Source organism: Paenibacillus peoriae KCTC 3763 (assembly GCF_000236805.1).
GTDB classification, from domain to species: domain Bacteria; phylum Bacillota; class Bacilli; order Paenibacillales; family Paenibacillaceae; genus Paenibacillus; species Paenibacillus peoriae.
This window is the reverse complement of the sequence record NZ_AGFX01000046.1, coordinates 1-16962: the sequence shown is the minus strand read 5'-3', so window position 1 is coordinate 16962 and position 16962 is coordinate 1. Positions and strand designations below refer to the sequence as shown.

Below are 16962 nucleotides of genomic sequence, written 5' to 3'. Positions count from 1 at the left end.
ATAAAAATGACAAAAAGCCCCTGTATACAGAGGCCTTTGTTCAGGCAAATTTTATCCAGCATTAACACGTTCAAACCCTATATAGCGGAAGGCGTTACTTTAAGGGTCGACAAATTCTCAAGCTTGGGTAGGCCGATGCGGTAACTTCCCCGAGTTTCGATACCACCCACTCCACGGCTACCACTGATCGTCTGATGGAACAGATCTCCCATGTTGACCGTATCACGGATTGACGTAAAGGCAGCCTTCGCAGCCACGTAAACCGGGTCCAGCGCGTGAATCAGGATTCGCCCCGGTGAACTGGCAAAATTCGCTCCTGCGCGCAGCAGTGCCTCAAAATGGGACTGGCACGCCCCTGCTACTATCGTCAGTGAGTCCAGATGACGTTCATATTGTCTGGCTACCTGAATCGCCGCCACAAAATTTTGCGAATTTTTGTAGCTTTTCAGACTGTACAAGTCATAAGGCTGCGGCTGCTTCAATACACCGTCATGTCCAGTAATAACTACGATATCCGGACGGATGCGGGGAAGCAGCCGGTACAACGTGTCGGCCATCGCCGATTCATGAACGTGATGCCCCTCTGCGGGAACACGGAGCTGCTCATATAGGCTGAGACATTTTTTCAAGTAGCCGGGGTCTCCATCCAGATGAAGTACCTTACCGGGCATTTCAAAGTATGTCGACTCTACCGGATCACTCCACTCCCCAATCAGTGCGGCCTGACTGCGGGCCGCTTGGCGCTGTCTTGCCTGCTGCAGCAGATTAAGAGACTCTCCAGCCTTAATATGAGCCTGCCGAGCCTTACCGCTAATCTGTTCCGCAGGCACCTTGACCAGATCGTTCATAGGGGAATCGGCCAGCAGCCGAAATTCCGTCCCCTTGATGATCGCTTTATCCCGCTGGATGTCCTCGACGCGAAACGTGACATCTCCGCCATACGATTTCCGAACGACCAAGTCTCCTAAAATCATCACACTGTATCACCCCTCCTATATCGTATGGGTGAATGCACAGTTTGGTTACAGCTTAGGAAATCCCGGCCTCCAGCAGTACAGCGCTGAGACGCGCAAATTCCTCAATGCTTAGCGTTTCTCCCCGGCGGGAAGGTTCAATACCAGCCTGCTGCAACAACGGCTCCAGCGCGTCCCTGTTCTCTTTGGTGAAGAAGCGGCTTTTCAAGTTATTGGAGATCGTTTTGCGACGCTGGGCAAAAGCGGCATGAATGACCTCAAAAAAGTGCTTCTCATCCACCACCTCCACCGGAGGGGTTTCTCGCACACGCAGACGAATCACTGCCGATTCTACATTCGGCTGGGGAATGAACACCGTATTCGGTACGATGCAGACCAGTTCAGGCTCGCTATAATATTGCACTGCAATGCTCAGGCTGCCATAATCCTTCGTACCTGGAGACGCAGCCATACGCTCAGCCACTTCCTTTTGGATCATGACCACGATATTCTCCAGAGGAAGCTTGTCCTCCAGCAGCCTCATCAGAATCGGTGTAGTAACGTAGTACGGCAGATTAGCCACCACGCTCACTTTACTGACCTCTGCAAAATCAGAGGCGAACACCTCTCGCAAATCCAGCTTTAGCACATCCCCGTGACGCACCTTCACATGCTCATAAGGAGCCAGCACCTCCCCGAGAATAGGCAGAAGCCGCTGATCAATCTCGACAGCAGTTACGACCTTAGCCGATTGCGCCAGCTTTTCGGTCAAAGCACCAATCCCGGGACCGATCTCAAGTGCGCCCTTGGTGTCATCCAATCCGGCAGCACTCACGATCTTGTTCAGAATATTTTGATCAATCAAAAAATTTTGTCCCAAACTCTTTTTGAACGAAAAACCGTGCCGCTGAATAATTTCCTTCGTACGCCGCGGTGTTGCTATATCTTGAATCCCTGTCATACGGATATCACAATCCTTCACTTTCGATTTGTGCCAGCGCACCGGCAAATTCCTCACGGCTGATCTGGAATACAGCAAGCCGTTTATGCAGCTGCTTTCCGTTGCAATAGCCAATACCCAGTACATTGCCGAGCGCCATACGGCGCGCAGCAGCATTTGGGTGGGTGATCAGTCCGGCGTCAATCAAATCCGCCCACTCAATCAGCGGATCGGCTCCTTCCACCGTCGTATGTACTCGTGCGAGAGCGTGTCTGATGGCCTCCGGTGAAGCATTCTCCACCCCAATATCCCCTTTACGTGTCGCTTCCGCCTCGGGTATAAAGGCCTGCTTACAGCCGGGTACCTTGGAGGCGATAATTTTGCGGATGCGCTCTCCTGCATGATCGGGATCGGTCAAAATAATGACACCCCGCCGCTCCTGCGCCAATGCAATTTTGCGCAGCGTCATTTTATTAATGGCAGAGCCGCCAGTTTCTATTGTGTCCGCTTCAACAGCACGACGAATAGCCACTGTATCATCCCGACCCTCGACCACGATCACTTCCTTGATCATTTGCGTTTCCCTCCACTGCTACACAGCATGCTATATTATCTTTCCCTGCTTTTGAAAACAAAATAAGAAGAGGATATCCTCTTCTTAGCATGGCATAACTATGATGTTAATACTATCGCATTGCCCTGAACATACACAAGCCGTTTTAGTTGATTTCAGGCTTTACCGGTCCGATTACATATACGGTTTTACCGTGCTTGCGGCCAAATTGGTTAGCCCGGCTCAAACTCTCATAATACACATCGATTTTGTGGCCTTTAATGGCGCCACCGGTATCCTCCGCACGGCGGAAGCCCACCCCTTCAATATACACCCACCAGCCGATTGGAATGATGCTAGGATCAACAGCGATGGTACGCCCTTCCGTGACACGTGTACCAGAGGCGGTACGTGTACCGATTCCTGGCTCCTGTGAGGAGTACGCCGTCATGGAGACGTTTTGCAATACCTTGCTGTATTTAAAATCTACACCTGCTTTACGGACCGCATTGCCCGAACTCGCCTGTGTTGCCTTACCGGTATCTTCCGGACCGACAGAAGCAGCCAGAACGACCGGTTTTTTCTTCGTTCCTACCGCAATTACCTTATCCACACGCTTCTGTGCGACTTCCTTGTTAACCAGCTGCTTGGATACCAATTTTCCGTCATGGTATACCTTCTGAACATGCTGAACGACAACGCCCGATTTCCCGCTTTGGAGGACCCGATTGTCGCCTTTATAGAGGCTCGGATCGGACGTTTTGATGACCTGATAAGGCACCTGTTTCTTCTGTTCGACCTGCTGTTTCTTCACACGGACGATTTTTATGTCCATGTTAGACGAAACAGAAGCATCAAGCGCAGGGTAAACCTTGTCATTTGACGATAATTTATAGCCCGAAGTGCGAATGGCACCCTCTACTGTATTTTCTGTTGTGTACAGCTTTTTCGTCTCATTGCCTGAGGTTACTTTGACTTGATTGGCACGTTTGATGATTACGCGATCCCCATCCTGTATGGCTCCGTTCACCGGCATAGAAATCGTATCATGCGGCTGCAGTGAAATGGAATGCTCATTGAGCAAATCTTGGAGCTTTGATTCCCGGGTTTCTACCGCAGATGCCTTACCATTGATGACAAAAAAGACTTGTTTCTTAGATTGAGTGTACACCAGAATTGAAATCATAATCGTTAGTGCAATTAGAAAAATAGCAACCAAAGCAGCCTGGCGCACATTTTCCTTCTTCCAACGTAATACGTAAGACATGCTGGATGAGCGTGACTCATGGGTCTCCTCTTTTTGGAAAATGCCCATTTCCTCCGTCCTCCTTACATAGCCCGCCGTCTAGTAAGACATAGTTGAGATTTGACGTGACTATAACAGATTTTCTACAAGACAAGCCCATACTGCGACTGTCCTGCACCATGTACCCGTCTTCGCGGCATGCTGTCCTCCCTGTTTAACCACAGTATGATGACAGATTTTCTTTTATTCACAAACAAAAAAAGCCAGAGAAAGAGACTAGAGAGCTCTTTCGTGGCTTCCAGCATGTAGTGAATATGCGGAAAAATCATGCACGAGATGGCTTCTCTCTTGTTACGCTTACGGGGTTAGCTGTCGGGTTCGGACGTAGAGAGTCGCCCTAGTTTGGGTCAACCGCTCATGGCGGTTGCCTTCACATTCACCCCGAAGACCCAGAAAGAAATCGAAATATGGCTTATCGGACCTGCAGTAAGCCATACCGGTTCCCCCGTTCCCTGTAAAAGGGACTCAGCGAGACTGGTTCATGAAATGACTTGTTGGAGTTTACACTGAATCAACAATTCACTGAAAAGATGATATCCTGTTTCTATGCATGTTGTAAAGCGGGTTTCAAGTACATTTTCCAAAATATTCGGTTAAAATATTGTAATATTCTCGAGTTTCCTGCAACAAATTCATGATTAGCTCCGTCTATCTCATTATTTTGGTTGGTTTCTTCTCCTTTTCATCTGATGTCAAATCGTTCCAAGGCATTTTGGGTCGTTATGGACACCAATTCCTCCACTGTAATCCCCTTGATTTGGGCAGCCGCCTCTGCCACCAGTCTCACATGTGCAGCCTCATTTCGTTTTCCACGGAATGGATGAGGTGTCAGATAAGGTGCGTCCGTTTCAATGAGCAGACGGTCCAGCGGAACCTGGGCAAGCACCTCTTTGGGCTGCTTTGCATTTTTGAACGTAATTGGCCCACCGAAGGAAAGGTGAAAGCCCATATCCAGCACCATTTTAGCTGTCTCCCAGCTTCCGGAGAAGGAGTGCATGACTCCGCCAACCTCGCTCGCTTTTTCTTCACGTAAAATCTTAATAATATCTTCATGTGCATCCCGGTTATGGACAACAATGGGCATATTCAGCTCCCGAGCCAGACCAATTTGATTTCGAAGCACCCGGTGCTGTACATCCTTCGGTGATGTATCCCAATAATAATCCAGACCAATCTCCCCGATGGCTACAACTTTTTTGTGACTGCATAACGATGCAATCCACTCCAGGTCGCCCTCCTGCATTGTAATGGCATCTACAGGATGCCATCCGACTGCCGCATACATAAAATCATACGTCTCGGCCAATTTCATCGTGGATGGAATCGTCTCACGATTAAATCCGATATTAATCATCCGGGTTACTCCCGATTCGACAGCACGCGCTATAACTTCTTCACGGTCTTCGTCAAATTGCGGCGCATCCAAGTGAGTATGAGTATCAAATAATTCCAAGGTATTGATCTCCTTTTTTTTACTTTCATTGTTATACAGTTGTCTATTGTTTGACAAAATAATTCCTTATTTCGGCAGGAAGCCTGTCTTTTACCCCATTCAATTTATTTTGGGGATAATACATATGATATTTCCCACGGTGAATGCCACTAATTGAGCGCACAATTTCCGAAACTTCAGAAATCTCTCTCACCTCACCCTGACGTCCAAGCAGTAGAATCTGATTGTCCGTCGAGCCACCCTTCCGAAACACATCATAAGGAAGATCGGTTGGAAAATCAATTTCAAGATCATATTCCGGTTGCAAACCTGCCTCTGCCAAAGCTCCTCGAATACTGTCAATGGTATCTGTATCCATGTTATCAATCTCTACATATTTATACAATTTACGATCCATAAAACGAGTGCTCAAATCGCTTAAAATGTCATCCTTTTCTCGTTTCCACTGGCTAAATACCGTCTGAATCAGCGACTCATCGAGCATCAGATATTGTTCTACTGTAAGGTCTCCCTTCAGAAGGTCCGGTAGCGGGTCCAACAGAAAACCAAACTCATATCCGTTTTTAAACAATTCCTTCGCCCGCTTGAAAATTTTACGCAAAAGGATTTCCGAGCTACGTGTTACAGGATGAAAATAAATTTGCCAATACATCTGGTAGCGTGACATCAAATAATCCTCTACCGCATGCATGCCAGACTCCTTTACGACGATTCTCCCGTTATGTGGGCGCAGCAGCCGCAAAATACGATCCAAGTCAATGGTGCCGTAGTTGACACCTGTCGAATGAGCATCCCGCAGCAGATAATCCATACGATCGGCATCCAGCGGACTGGTTACCAAGTTGACAACGATTGGCTTGTCGTACGTTTTAGCAATGACCGCAGCCACCTTCTTCGGAAGCTCCTCATCGACCTGCCGCAGTACGGCGTTGATCTTTGTATCCCCTAATACAATGCGACACGTCCAATCCTCATGGTTCATATGAAAGGCTTCTTCTATGGAATGTGAAAATGGACCGTGCCCCACATCATGCAACAAAGCGGCGCACAGAGCAACCAGCCTTTCCTCCTTTGGCCAATCGGGAAAATCCCCCCGTTCAAATTGGGAAATAATACGTCTCGTAATTTCATATACGCCTAATGAATGTGAAAAACGACTATGCTCCGCTCCATGAAACGTAAGATATGATGTGCCCAGCTGCCGGATACGGCGTAACCGTTGGAACTCCGGCGTGTTAATCAACCGCCATATCGCTGTATCCTGAACATGGATATAGTTATGTACCGGGTCTTTAAAAACTTTTTCTTCACTAAGTGGCTGGTGCAAGATATCAACTCCTTTAATTTTCGGAATAATGGATTAAAATACATTAAAATCCTAAATCATTTCCCTCATTCGACATCGTTTGTCGTAATATGTCGAATTATAGCTTTTATGCATTTCCAAATCGACAAAAGTGATAAATCATCTGTAAAATAAGGTAATAGACAAGTATCAAGCTCTTTAATCTAAATATTTTTGCATAATCAGCCTGTTACTACTTTTTTTAGGTTGACTGTTTTGGGAATCGTTGGTATAGTAATTATCAGAAAAGAGAAAATTTTGTCGAATCATGACACTTATATTATTTTAATTGGCGAGAGGAGCCTGATTTATTATGATGAAATCCACTGGTATTGTAAGAAAAGTTGACGAGCTCGGACGTGTTGTTATTCCAATCGAATTGCGCCGTACTCTGGGAATCGGAGAGAAAGACGCCTTGGAAATTTATGTTGATGGCGAGCGCATCATGCTTAAAAAATACGAGCCTGCTTGTATCTTCTGCGGCAATGCTGAGAACGTAATTTACTTCAAAGGAAAAATTGTTTGCCAAGATTGCATTTCTGAAATCCCAACACCTGTGACAAACTGAGAATTTTAGTATATAATAGACTTATCAAAGATTGTTAATTCTAACCTTTTTCATATATACTCCTTTGTTGCCTTCCACGGTTTGAACCCAACCGTTGGAAGGCCCTTTTTTGTCCAGACAAGTATTCACAGCAGTGCGTTGTAAACATCTCTCTTGGAAATGGAGCGATCCGCGGCTGTACGCTTCATTGCATCCTTGCGTGTAAGACCCTCTGCCTCGTAATGAGCCACATGGGCCTCCAAAGATAAGGTCTGCCACCATGCCTGACGCTCCTGCTCCTCCTCCGCTTCGTTTTTTCCCTCAACTACCAGACAATATTCACCAATCGGCGGATACTCCTCCAGTTTAGCAAGGCATTGCTCAACCGTTCCCCGCACCCATTCCTCGTGCAGCTTGGTCAGCTCACGCGCAAGCACCACTTTACGTGATCCCAATGTTTCCTTTAATACCGTCAGTGTCTTCACAATACGATGTGGAGATTCATAAAAAAGAATCGTGCCGTGAGATACCTGAAACGATTGCAGCAGCCTCTCCAGATCCTTTTTCTCCCGTGGTGGAAAACCAGCGAAGGTGAACCTTTCTGTATTCAGCCCAGAGGCAATTAAAGCTGATAATGCCGCATTCGCCCCTGGAATAGGAATGACGCTAATTTCTGCTTCCAGAGCCAGCTTGACCAAATCTGCGCCGGGGTCCGAAATAGCTGGTAAACCGGCATCGCTGACCAGCGCCAAATTTTTTCCTTCTATTATATATCGTATTAGCTCAGGCCCACTGGCAACCTTATTATGCTCATGATAACTGAAGAGCATTTCCGGCGCGATATCAAAATGTGTCAGTAATTTGCGTGTCTGCCGGGTGTCCTCTGCAGCTATAATGCTGCATGATTTTAAGGTGTTAATCGCCCTAAAGGTCATATCGTCCAAATTCCCAATTGGTGTTGCAACGAGGTACAGCTTGCCCCGTTCTTCCTCGCTGGTACTAAAGCTTTTTTGTACAGCTGCTTTCACACTGAATCCTCCTTGCTTACTTCCCCATAGATATCCCTTATTTCCTGAGTATAATCCCCATTCTCCTGATAAACAATGAGCGGGGGCAATAGACGAACCTCCGGCTTACCGTCACGCAGCGCTTCGATTAGTACCATATTGGCCTCCATATGAGTCCGTGGGTGAACAAAACGAATCCGCTTCGGTTCAAGACTATGTGCACGCATCAGAGATATAATCTCACCCAACCGCTGCGGGCGATGAACCATGGACACTTTTCCCCCGTTGCGGACGAGTCGAGTACACGCCTGAATAACTTCTTCCAATGTACAGCTAACTTCATGACGCGCAATGGCCTGATGAGGGTTCACCTTCAAATCGCTGCCGTTTAACGGCATATAGGGGGGATTCACGGTAATCGCATCATACACACCGTGTCCCGTAATTTGGACTAACTCGCGCAGATCCCCTTCCCGAATCTGAATCGCTTCCTCCAATCCATTCAGGCTGACACTCCGCCTGGCCATGTCCGCGAGACGTGGCTGAATCTCAATTCCCTCAATAACCGCTTTGGTTCGTGTCGTAAGCAGCAAAGGAACAACCCCATTGCCTGTACACAGATCCAAAATCTTTCCACGCTGCGGAATACCGGCAAACCGTGCCAGCAGAACTGCATCCATTGAGAAGCTGAACACCTCATCACTTTGAATAATGCGCAGATTATGTGAAAGCAGATCATCAATCCGTTCGGATTTCTTTTCATTTTCGTACATATGTGATCTCCCATCTTTTTAACCAAAATCACTCTTACTTCCTTACAAAAAAGCCGTAGGCATCTTACTCCTACGGCTTGTTTTTATTTATTCAAAAATGACAGACAGAAGAGGCAATCGCCTTCTGTTCGCAAATGTCCGTAATACACGTTGCATATATGAAATCCTTCATGATACAGCCGTGCCAGATTGTCGTAGCCTTCGCCCACGACCTCGCCCGTTCCCTCTTCATCTTTAATAACGATTGGAGGAGGAAGCTTCGGTTTACTTGCCGGCTTTTCTTCTCCAGAGGTTTCACGCTTGAGCATCTTGCGCACCTGTTCGTTTTCAATCGTTAGTCGTTGATTTTCCTCTAGCAGCTCTTTTACTGCCAGCTTCAATTCACCCAGATCGCTATACAACTGTCCCATTTGGGTTTCCATTTCGTGAATACGCGCAAAAACATTTAATTTATCCAAGTTTCCACCCCGAAGCAACCTAATGGTTTACTTGACGACTACATCGTCCATTGGAAGTTCCTTGACCTTGCTGATCTCAAACAATTGAACATGCACTGTACGATGACCTGCATTTACGCCTACAACCTTACCTTCCCCCAAAGAGGTGATCACCATCTTACCCACCTGAGGCAGCTCTTCCTTCATGCTCTCGTAGTTATCATGTTCGAACTTGAGACAGCACATCAACCTTCCGCACAACCCGGAAATCTTCGTCGGATTCAGCGACAAGCTCTGATCCTTCGCCATCTTGATAGATACCGGGTCAAAATCTCCCAGCCATGAGGAACAGCACAGAATACGCCCACATGGTCCGATCCCGCCGAGCATTTTAGCCTCATCCCGTACCCCGATCTGCCGCAGTTCAATCCGTGTACGAAAGATACTGGCCAAATCCTTTACAAGTTCTCGAAAATCCACCCGACCCTCTGCCGTAAAATAAAAAATGATCTTATTGCGGTCAAATGTAAATTCCACATCCACCAGCTTCATTTTAAGGCCATGGTCTTTAATTTTATTTAAACACGTACCGAAGGCATCCTTGGCCGCCAATTTATTCTCTTCTACAACAAGAGCGTCATCATCTCCGGCAATACGAATGACTTTTTTTAAAGGCAGGACAACATCCGAGTCATTTACCTCTTTTTTGCCCACCACAACCTTGCCATATTCAATACCGCGTGCGGTTTCTACAATGACGCAGTTTTCTTTCTCCACTGGAAGATCCAGCGGATCAAAATAATAAGTCTTGCCCGCCTTTTTGAAACGGACACCCACTACACTATACAAAAATTAACCCCCTTGTATGCCACTAAACCTCATTTGAAGCCGACATTGTACGAATGGCCGCAATTGAAGTCTCACTGTCGCACAAACCGGGAACCTGGCGTCGCGGATTGTGCAGAGTGGAACAAGCGCGCCTTCCTGTTAGCCGGTGATAGAACCGCTTGTATCGAACAACCCAATCAGAAGCTGCTCCACGCATAATTGCCCATTGACGTTAAAACGGAGTTTTTTCCTGCAATTCGCGGCCAAATCCATATAAGAGACCCATTGTTCCGTGCTGCGGGTGATTGCCAATTTGGAGACAGACTCCAAATGATCTATGAAAACAATGCTTTCGTGCCTTCCGTAACGGAAATGAAGCATATCTTTAAACCACAAATGAAACAGATGGAACAGAATATCCAGGTGTTCAGAAAGTCCAGTTTTAAAAATCTTCTGTTGAGCCAGAATAATGGACGAACTCCCCCGGCTCATGGACTCCTTCACTAATTGTAACACTACGTTTCTAATTTCTGCAAACCAATTCTGCTGGAGAATTTCTCTACATGATTCCAGTCCGGAAGCAATATGAACAACCGACCGGACAAGCCCTGCCGTATAGCCTTCCCCAATCAACTCCTGCATCATCATTTCCGGATGCAACGCATGAAAAGGAACCATCTGCGACCGTGATTGAATCGTAGGCAGTAAAGCTTGTCCATTTTCAGAAATGAGTATGCCAACCACGGGTAACTGAGGCTCCTCCAGAAATTTAAGCAGGCTGTTTGCAGCCTGCACTGTCATGGTGTCCGCCCGCTGGATGATATATACCTTCGGATTGGAGCTTTCTGATCTGTAGGAAAATATACGCTGAAGCCCACGAATCTGGTCAATTTTAATCGTAGCTCCATCTGGCTCTACAATATGCAAATCCGGGTGATTCCCGTGTTCTACCTTACGACATGACAAACACTCTCCACATGCATCATCCGTCCGCTCTTCACAAAATAAAGCCTTGGCAAAGGTCTGCGCCATTTTCATCTGCCCGCTTCCCGGCGGGCCACTAAAAACATAGGCATGGTTGACCGTGTGATTCCGCAGCGCGCTTTGCAGCATTTTTTTGGCTATATCCTGTCCCATTATATGTTGGAAAGACATAATTCCTCACTTTCACGTCTGCCCACATGCACCACATAGTTAAAAATAATCTGCCAGCATGATCAGCAAGCAGATTATTTCTTCATGGCGACAGCCGGTTGTATTCATTTATAGCATAAGCCTGCAATTAAAAAGAGAGATTAATCAGCAACCCTCTTATTTCACCTACTCCTTGCAAAAGCTCAATCTTACCCTGCTCGGTTTCAAGCAGCTCATCCGCCATCTTGAGCAATATCTCATCCACTTCATCGATCAGCTTGTAACGCTTGCTGCGCCCGCGCCGATCCCAGCCCTTCGTATCCTTCATGGATACGCCTCGCCGAACTGTATCCTCCAAAAACCGTTTGACCAGCATCTTATAAGCCTTCAGCTCACGAATCGTCATTGAGCGTGCAAGACGATCTCCCTGCATTTGAATTTCCTTAAAGCGCCGATTCAATTCCTGCTGCGAAGCCTGCTCCCCATTTTGCTGCATAACATCGGAGAAACTCTTGGGTTGAATCGGCTTTGCGCTCATCTCATTGGTAGACAACGTACTTTGTAAAGGGCGGTAGCCCGGATTTATTTTCATATAAACCTGCTTTCTCCCCGGATGCTTCCACTTTCCCCCTCTTCAAAAGTTCAATCTGGAACTTAGGGGTCCCATCGGCTTTCCGGGGACTGCGCTTTGGCGCTGCCGTTTTAGTGGATCTGCCCTCACTCCCATCATGTGAGCAAGAAACATGCATTTTCCCTATCATATCGGCAGAATAGGTTCTATTGTGTAGATTCAGAAATGCTCGAAACGGTCTACAGGCATCACGAACACCGTGGCTCCACCTACCTGTACTTCAACAGGCAATGGCAGATAGGAGTCCGTTGTCCCGCTCATTGGGGTAACGGGTGTGACTAGCTGTTCACGAACCTTGCAACTGCTGCGAATGACATTCATCAACGAGTCCACCTGATTGTCATCGACACCGATCATAAACGTCGTATTACCTGCACGCAGAAATCCCCCTGTGCTCGCCAATTTGGTAGCACGGAAATTAGCTTTTACCAGTCCGCTGGATAATCTGTTACTATCCTTATCCTGTACAATCGCAATAATCAGCTTCATCCTGTATCCTCCTTCAAGCCATATTAGGGACAACCTTGCCCCTAGCTCAATTTTACCGTATATCCTTTGACAATTACACGTTAAAATTCTGAATAAATCTCTTTTTCAGCAAATCCTTTAATACTTGCTCTACCTGCTCTGGTGCAGGAGATGCATCGACAATCGTAATTCGCTCCGGATATTTACGAGCAAGCTCCAGATAGGCCTCTCTTACCTTGTGGTGAAACGATATGCTCTCCATATCGAGGCGATCCATTCCCTCTCCCCGTGACGCATTAATTCTCGCTAATCCCAACTCGGGTTCGATATCCAGATAAAAAGTGGCATCCGGCTCCCAATCGTCGACCGCAAAACGATTAATTGAAGCAACCTCATCTATCCCAATTCCTCTTGCAAACCCTTGATAGACCAAGCTGCTATCCACAAAACGATCGCACAATACGATAGCTCCCTGTTCAATAGCCGGCTTTACCTTCTCCACCAAATGCTGGCGCCGAGCTGCAGCATATAATAGCGCTTCTGTCCGGGCATCCATACTGGTATGGGCCGGGTCCAAAATGATAGAGCGAATCTTCTCAGAGATTTCGATGCCACCCGGCTCCCTCGTCGTGATGACAGGATGGCCTTCCTCCTCCATAAACTTCGCCAGTCGTTGGATCATGGTTGTTTTACCGGAGCCGTCTCCCCCCTCCAGCGTAATAAAAATGCCTTTGCGATTCATATCATTCCCTGCTTTCCAGCCTGAAAAATAAAAGTCACCCACAGGCTCGTATGCTTCTTTTATTCAGCCTTCTGTATTGTTGAGTCTCTCGTACCTAATCTTCATTTTAAACGGAATACCCGAATCGTAAGCATACTTTCATCTGCTACTCCCTGCCACTTGGCTCCCAGCTCACGTAGACGCCTCATCCGCACAGCAATCGCCTCCGTTATCTTCTCTCCTGCATATAGCAGCGGAATACCTGGAGGATACGGGATAATCATTTCCGCAGCTACCCTGCCAGCCGAGTCCTCTACAGACACGACCTCTATCTGTTCCGGGCCAATCGGTCGAAGTCCGAACTCCACCGGATTAGAGTAGGCCGTCATACGATCATTGTTCCACGTGGAAAAATCCAAATCTAGCCCATGCTGCTCCAGTTCCATGAAACCCTGCTCACCAGCCGCCTTCTTAAACCTTATATCATTATTTATATGCACAAGCGCCTGCAACAGGTGACTCGCATCTCTGGCCGTAGAGCCTAACGTAAACAGTAAAACAACATGTTTTTCGTCACTCATCTCCGGAATACACCCGTAAGTCTCCAACTCATGCTTTAGTCCAAAGCCATCCAATACACCCAGCGTATCATACAATACTATTTTAAATGGGTCCTGGGTTGAATACTCGCTAGTCCTCTCCCCGTCCCTTTCTAAGCCCTCAGAGCTGTCCTTATGAGCTTCGCCCCCACGTTTTGCTTGTTGTGTAGGCTCTACCAAGCGAAAGCGTGGAAGCTGCTCCAGACCCTTTCTAAAAGCATCCACCGCTGCCAAGCCCTTCGTAAAGGCTTCATCGCCATGAACATCAATATGCCATCTTGCCAAATCCAGCGAGGCCATTAACGGATACGAGGGGCTGGAGCTTTGCACCATAGCTAGCCGCTGACGGAGCAACTCCCGATCGACTCGCTCTCCCTGCACATGCAGCATGGCCCCCATGGTCATAGCTGAGAGCATTTTATGTGTCGACTGAACAACTATATCAGCCCCACAGGAGAGAGCAGAGGCTGGCAAACGAGAATGCAGTCCATAATGAGCGCCGTGTGCCTCATCTACCAATAGCGGCACATGGGCTGCATGGCAGGCTTTAGCCGTTGTCTTCAGATCATACCCCATCCCGTAGTAGTTAGGTAGCGTAAGCAGCACCCCTTTAGCCGAGGGATAGGCCTTCAGCGCGGTCTTTACCGTATCCGTCGACGGAGCAACCGCCAACCCGCTAAGCGTATCTATTTCAGGCTCTAGGAACACCGCAGTAGCCCCTGACAGCATAAGACCATTCAGGACAGACTTGTGTACATTTCGCTGTACCAGCAGTATATCTCCCGGCCTTGTACATACAGTCAGAATCATAGCCAAATTACCGACTGTACTCCCCCCAACCAGCCAAAAGCTCTCCTCCGCACCAAAACACTTTGCAGCCAGCTCCTGCCCCTCACGAATCACGTCTTCTGGGTGGTGCAAATCATCCAGTCCCGTAATTTCCGTCGCATCAATCGACATCACCTCTTGTAGCAGAGACGCGATATCTTCATGCTCATATACTTGCCCATTTTTGTGACCCGGTACATGAAAAGAAGCATTTCCCTTAACCCGATAACGTATGAGGGCATCCATTAGTGGTGCATGTCCCGCCTTTTTCCTCATCCTTCTGCAATCCTTCCGAAACAAAGCTTTATATCAACCCTATTTTATCGTAAAATCAAGCAGAATCCTACTTTTACTCACAGAAAAAAGGCCCGTATCGACAGGCCTTGGAATGCCAATCCTCTAAAGACTAGCTGATAAAGGATATTATGCATTTTTCTGAACCCAGATTTGCTTAAGTTGATCAATAAAAAAATCATATTTGGCGTCTGTTGCATCCGTATGCACCATTTCTACTTCACACGCATCGCAGATAAACTCGGAAACGATAAAAATGCCTTCATGCTTGTGTTGGCCGCATATAATGCAGCGGTGGCCGTTTTGATCATGCATATCCATCCCACCTTGTTTCTTTTACTATTAGTATGGGGCACTTTCTACTATTTTAAACCTTTTTCATAGCCCAGCCTGATGAATATGCTCTATATATATTCCCTCTGGGCCCTTATGGTGTTTGTACGCCGTATGTTTAAAAAAACTGCCGCCTATGCCGATATAATAAGAAAAGCTCCTAAGTATGGATACCCTTTCATGGGAGCCTTGTACACTTCATTAGCGATAGCTTTCCCTCTAATTATAGAATAGGTGAGCTAACGCTAGATGCCAATCATTCTGTACTTTTACAAAAACGATTTGATGCTTGTTTAAAGCGGCATGAGCGAAGTACCGTCCCTCTATCCGGCTGTGGACGGGAAGCCACTTGTGATGCAGTAGATTAATGAAAGGACTGTTTGCATGACAGAGGAAACCGGAACCAAAGCTACCTACTATCACTATAAGCTCATTAAAAAAATCAGTATACCGCGTCAGCTGATATGGAGCCACATCTCACTGCCTGTCATTATGCTTCTTTTTTTGCTTGTTGCCTTTTCCTGGACCAGCATTTTTTTGTTTGCCCTCGCCTTTTTCTTGACCTTATGGGTACACTTCGTCATTTCGCGGTCTGTACTATTCATAGGTCGTGGAACAGCTTTCCGCAAACGCTGGACATTCCACCGCAAACTGCCTTGGCTGGGATATATGACAGACCAATACATAGGCTACAGTATCTTTCGTCGTGTGCACATACATACACTCTGGATCGGCATTTGCCTATCAGCTGTATTCATACTCTGGTCTCCACCAGCCTTTACTGTATCCTTACTCTTCTGGCACCTCTGGCTTATTGCACCGCGTTTATACATTCTAAGCCGGCTTACAGGCGAGAGAAAGGACGGCATGTTGAAGTTTACTGATGAAGATGCCTCCTATTATCAACAGTAAGTCTTGCCATTCATCTATTCACACAGATAGAAGCTCAGATCCGATCTTGCTATCCCCAATATCTATTATCAAAAAAGGAGCAACCTCAACAGGGTCGCTCCTTTTTTATCTATACACAAATATATGAAAGGAAGCCACTCCGCTACTTCAACAGCAGTTTGGAGTGCTCCCTTATCTGATCTCTTCATTCAGCATTCTACCCGTATGATTTGGAATTTACAATGACATACAACATATTTTGTACTGCATGCCCTTGCACCCTTGTTGAAAATCGCGACCTCACTAATTAAGGTCCACACTTTTGCTCTTCACAGCAGTCTTTCCATCCTTCGGAACCAATACAGTAAAAGAGCCATCATGTACAGACAAATGCACCATGTGCTTATTTTTCTGAAACACCTTTTGATTAGAAGTGGATAAATTCGGTTCCTCCGTCCAGCCCCAAGCCGCAATCTCCTCCAAATAAGGAGCAGGCAAGCTATCACTTTCCTTCAACGCCGGCAGTGCATAGCGGACATAGTCCATATCCGAGTTGCTGCTAGCCCGATCCGTTTTGCTAGCTTCTTTGGGAACCGGAAACGTCTTCTCGTTGGCCGCTCCCTCAAACGATGTCCAAGAAGGCTCCTCTTCCACGCACCCGGTAAGAATCGCGACAGCGACACTGAATAGCACCAATAGAGCAAGCCATTTATTTCGCCGCATGATCTTCCCTCCTTACCAGCCTGATTGAATATACAAATTCCATCATAGGAAGTTGCATAATTCTGCAATAATGCAGCGTGTATATATGGGATTCAATACCTATTATACAGGGTTTACTCTCACATTCCGTAACAAAAATGTTACCTTCCTTTTGTAAGGACATTTCTAAAATATATGTATACAAAAAGAGGACCACAA

The 16962-nt window shown here is 46.8% G+C and carries 19 protein-coding genes and 1 riboswitch; of the genes, 2 read left to right on the top strand and 17 right to left on the bottom strand.

Annotated elements, in window-relative coordinates; all coding sequences use genetic code 11:
* Window positions 1–77 precede the first annotated feature (77 nt).
* The 6 genes from yabG to KQI_RS0124465 form a co-directional block, all read right to left on the bottom strand.
* A complete protein-coding gene (gene yabG / locus KQI_RS0124490) occupies window positions 78–974 on the bottom strand; it encodes a sporulation peptidase YabG (RefSeq protein WP_010349532.1) in 897 nt (298 codons plus the stop codon).
* 55 nt (window positions 975–1029) lie between these two features.
* Window positions 1030–1914, bottom strand: a complete 885-nt coding sequence (gene rsmA, locus KQI_RS0124485) for a 16S rRNA (adenine(1518)-N(6)/adenine(1519)-N(6))-dimethyltransferase RsmA (protein WP_010349531.1) — start codon at window positions 1912–1914, stop codon at window positions 1030–1032.
* A 7-nt stretch (window positions 1915–1921) separates the two neighbouring features.
* Complete coding sequence (rnmV, locus tag KQI_RS0124480; RefSeq protein WP_010349530.1) at window positions 1922–2467, bottom strand: ribonuclease M5; 546 nt, start codon at window positions 2465–2467, stop codon at window positions 1922–1924.
* A gap of 145 nt (window positions 2468–2612) precedes the next feature.
* Window positions 2613–3761 carry a 3D domain-containing protein gene (locus KQI_RS0124475; RefSeq protein WP_010349529.1) on the bottom strand — a complete coding sequence of 383 codons (1149 nt, stop codon included), beginning with the start codon at window positions 3759–3761 and terminating at the stop codon, window positions 2613–2615.
* A gap of 269 nt (window positions 3762–4030) precedes the next feature.
* Window positions 4031–4233, bottom strand: a riboswitch (cyclic di-AMP (ydaO/yuaA leader).
* Between the two features lie 201 nt (window positions 4234–4434).
* A complete protein-coding gene (locus KQI_RS0124470; protein WP_010349527.1) occupies window positions 4435–5205 on the bottom strand; it encodes a TatD family hydrolase in 771 nt (256 codons plus the stop codon).
* A gap of 43 nt (window positions 5206–5248) precedes the next feature.
* Window positions 5249–6532: an HD domain-containing protein gene (locus tag KQI_RS0124465; RefSeq protein WP_010349526.1), complete on the bottom strand. Its 1284-nt coding sequence runs from the start codon at window positions 6530–6532 to the stop codon at window positions 5249–5251.
* A gap of 331 nt (window positions 6533–6863) precedes the next feature.
* Here KQI_RS0124465 and KQI_RS0124460 point away from each other — a divergent pair, with 331 nt between their 5' ends.
* Window positions 6864–7118: an AbrB/MazE/SpoVT family DNA-binding domain-containing protein gene (locus tag KQI_RS0124460; protein ID WP_007428005.1), complete on the top strand. Its 255-nt coding sequence runs from the start codon at window positions 6864–6866 to the stop codon at window positions 7116–7118.
* A 125-nt stretch (window positions 7119–7243) separates the two neighbouring features.
* On the opposite strand, the gene rsmI is transcribed toward KQI_RS0124460, so the two are convergent.
* The 10 genes from rsmI to KQI_RS0124410 form a co-directional block, all read right to left on the bottom strand.
* Entirely contained in the window at window positions 7244–8125 is an 882-nt protein-coding gene (rsmI, locus tag KQI_RS0124455; protein ID WP_010349525.1) for a 16S rRNA (cytidine(1402)-2'-O)-methyltransferase, read from the bottom strand.
* Entirely contained in the window at window positions 8122–8877 is a 756-nt protein-coding gene (locus tag KQI_RS0124450) for a tRNA1(Val) (adenine(37)-N6)-methyltransferase (protein ID WP_010349524.1), read from the bottom strand. The genes rsmI and KQI_RS0124450 overlap by 4 nt, the downstream gene beginning before the upstream one ends.
* A gap of 83 nt (window positions 8878–8960) precedes the next feature.
* Complete coding sequence (gene yabA, locus KQI_RS0124445) at window positions 8961–9335, bottom strand: DNA replication initiation control protein YabA (protein WP_010349522.1); 375 nt, start codon at window positions 9333–9335, stop codon at window positions 8961–8963.
* A gap of 27 nt (window positions 9336–9362) precedes the next feature.
* Window positions 9363–10163 (bottom strand): PSP1 domain-containing protein, encoded by an 801-nt coding sequence (locus KQI_RS0124440; RefSeq protein WP_007428001.1) that lies wholly within the window; start codon window positions 10161–10163, stop codon window positions 9363–9365.
* Between the two features lie 138 nt (window positions 10164–10301).
* Entirely contained in the window at window positions 10302–11297 is a 996-nt protein-coding gene (gene holB / locus KQI_RS0124435; protein ID WP_029390330.1) for a DNA polymerase III subunit delta', read from the bottom strand.
* Window positions 11298–11424: 127 nt separating this feature from the next.
* Window positions 11425–11868, bottom strand: a complete 444-nt coding sequence (locus tag KQI_RS0124430; protein WP_010349520.1) for a YaaR family protein — start codon at window positions 11866–11868, stop codon at window positions 11425–11427.
* Between the two features lie 198 nt (window positions 11869–12066).
* Window positions 12067–12396, bottom strand: a complete 330-nt coding sequence (locus tag KQI_RS0124425; RefSeq protein WP_007427998.1) for a cyclic-di-AMP receptor — start codon at window positions 12394–12396, stop codon at window positions 12067–12069.
* Window positions 12397–12469: 73 nt separating this feature from the next.
* Window positions 12470–13117, bottom strand: coding sequence for a dTMP kinase (tmk, locus tag KQI_RS0124420; RefSeq protein ID WP_029390329.1), 648 nt, complete (start codon window positions 13115–13117; stop codon window positions 12470–12472).
* 101 nt (window positions 13118–13218) lie between these two features.
* Window positions 13219–14799: an aminotransferase class I/II-fold pyridoxal phosphate-dependent enzyme gene (locus KQI_RS0124415; RefSeq protein ID WP_029390328.1), complete on the bottom strand. Its 1581-nt coding sequence runs from the start codon at window positions 14797–14799 to the stop codon at window positions 13219–13221.
* Window positions 14800–14946: 147 nt separating this feature from the next.
* Window positions 14947–15132, bottom strand: coding sequence for a sigma factor G inhibitor Gin (locus KQI_RS0124410; protein WP_010349515.1), 186 nt, complete (start codon window positions 15130–15132; stop codon window positions 14947–14949).
* A 402-nt stretch (window positions 15133–15534) separates the two neighbouring features.
* Here KQI_RS0124410 and KQI_RS0124405 point away from each other — a divergent pair, with 402 nt between their 5' ends.
* Window positions 15535–16062 (top strand): hypothetical protein, encoded by a 528-nt coding sequence (locus KQI_RS0124405; RefSeq protein ID WP_007427994.1) that lies wholly within the window; start codon window positions 15535–15537, stop codon window positions 16060–16062.
* Between the two features lie 282 nt (window positions 16063–16344).
* On the opposite strand, the gene KQI_RS0124400 is transcribed toward KQI_RS0124405, so the two are convergent.
* Window positions 16345–16764 (bottom strand): hypothetical protein, encoded by a 420-nt coding sequence (locus tag KQI_RS0124400; RefSeq protein WP_007427993.1) that lies wholly within the window; start codon window positions 16762–16764, stop codon window positions 16345–16347.
* Window positions 16765–16962: the final 198 nt, after the last annotated feature.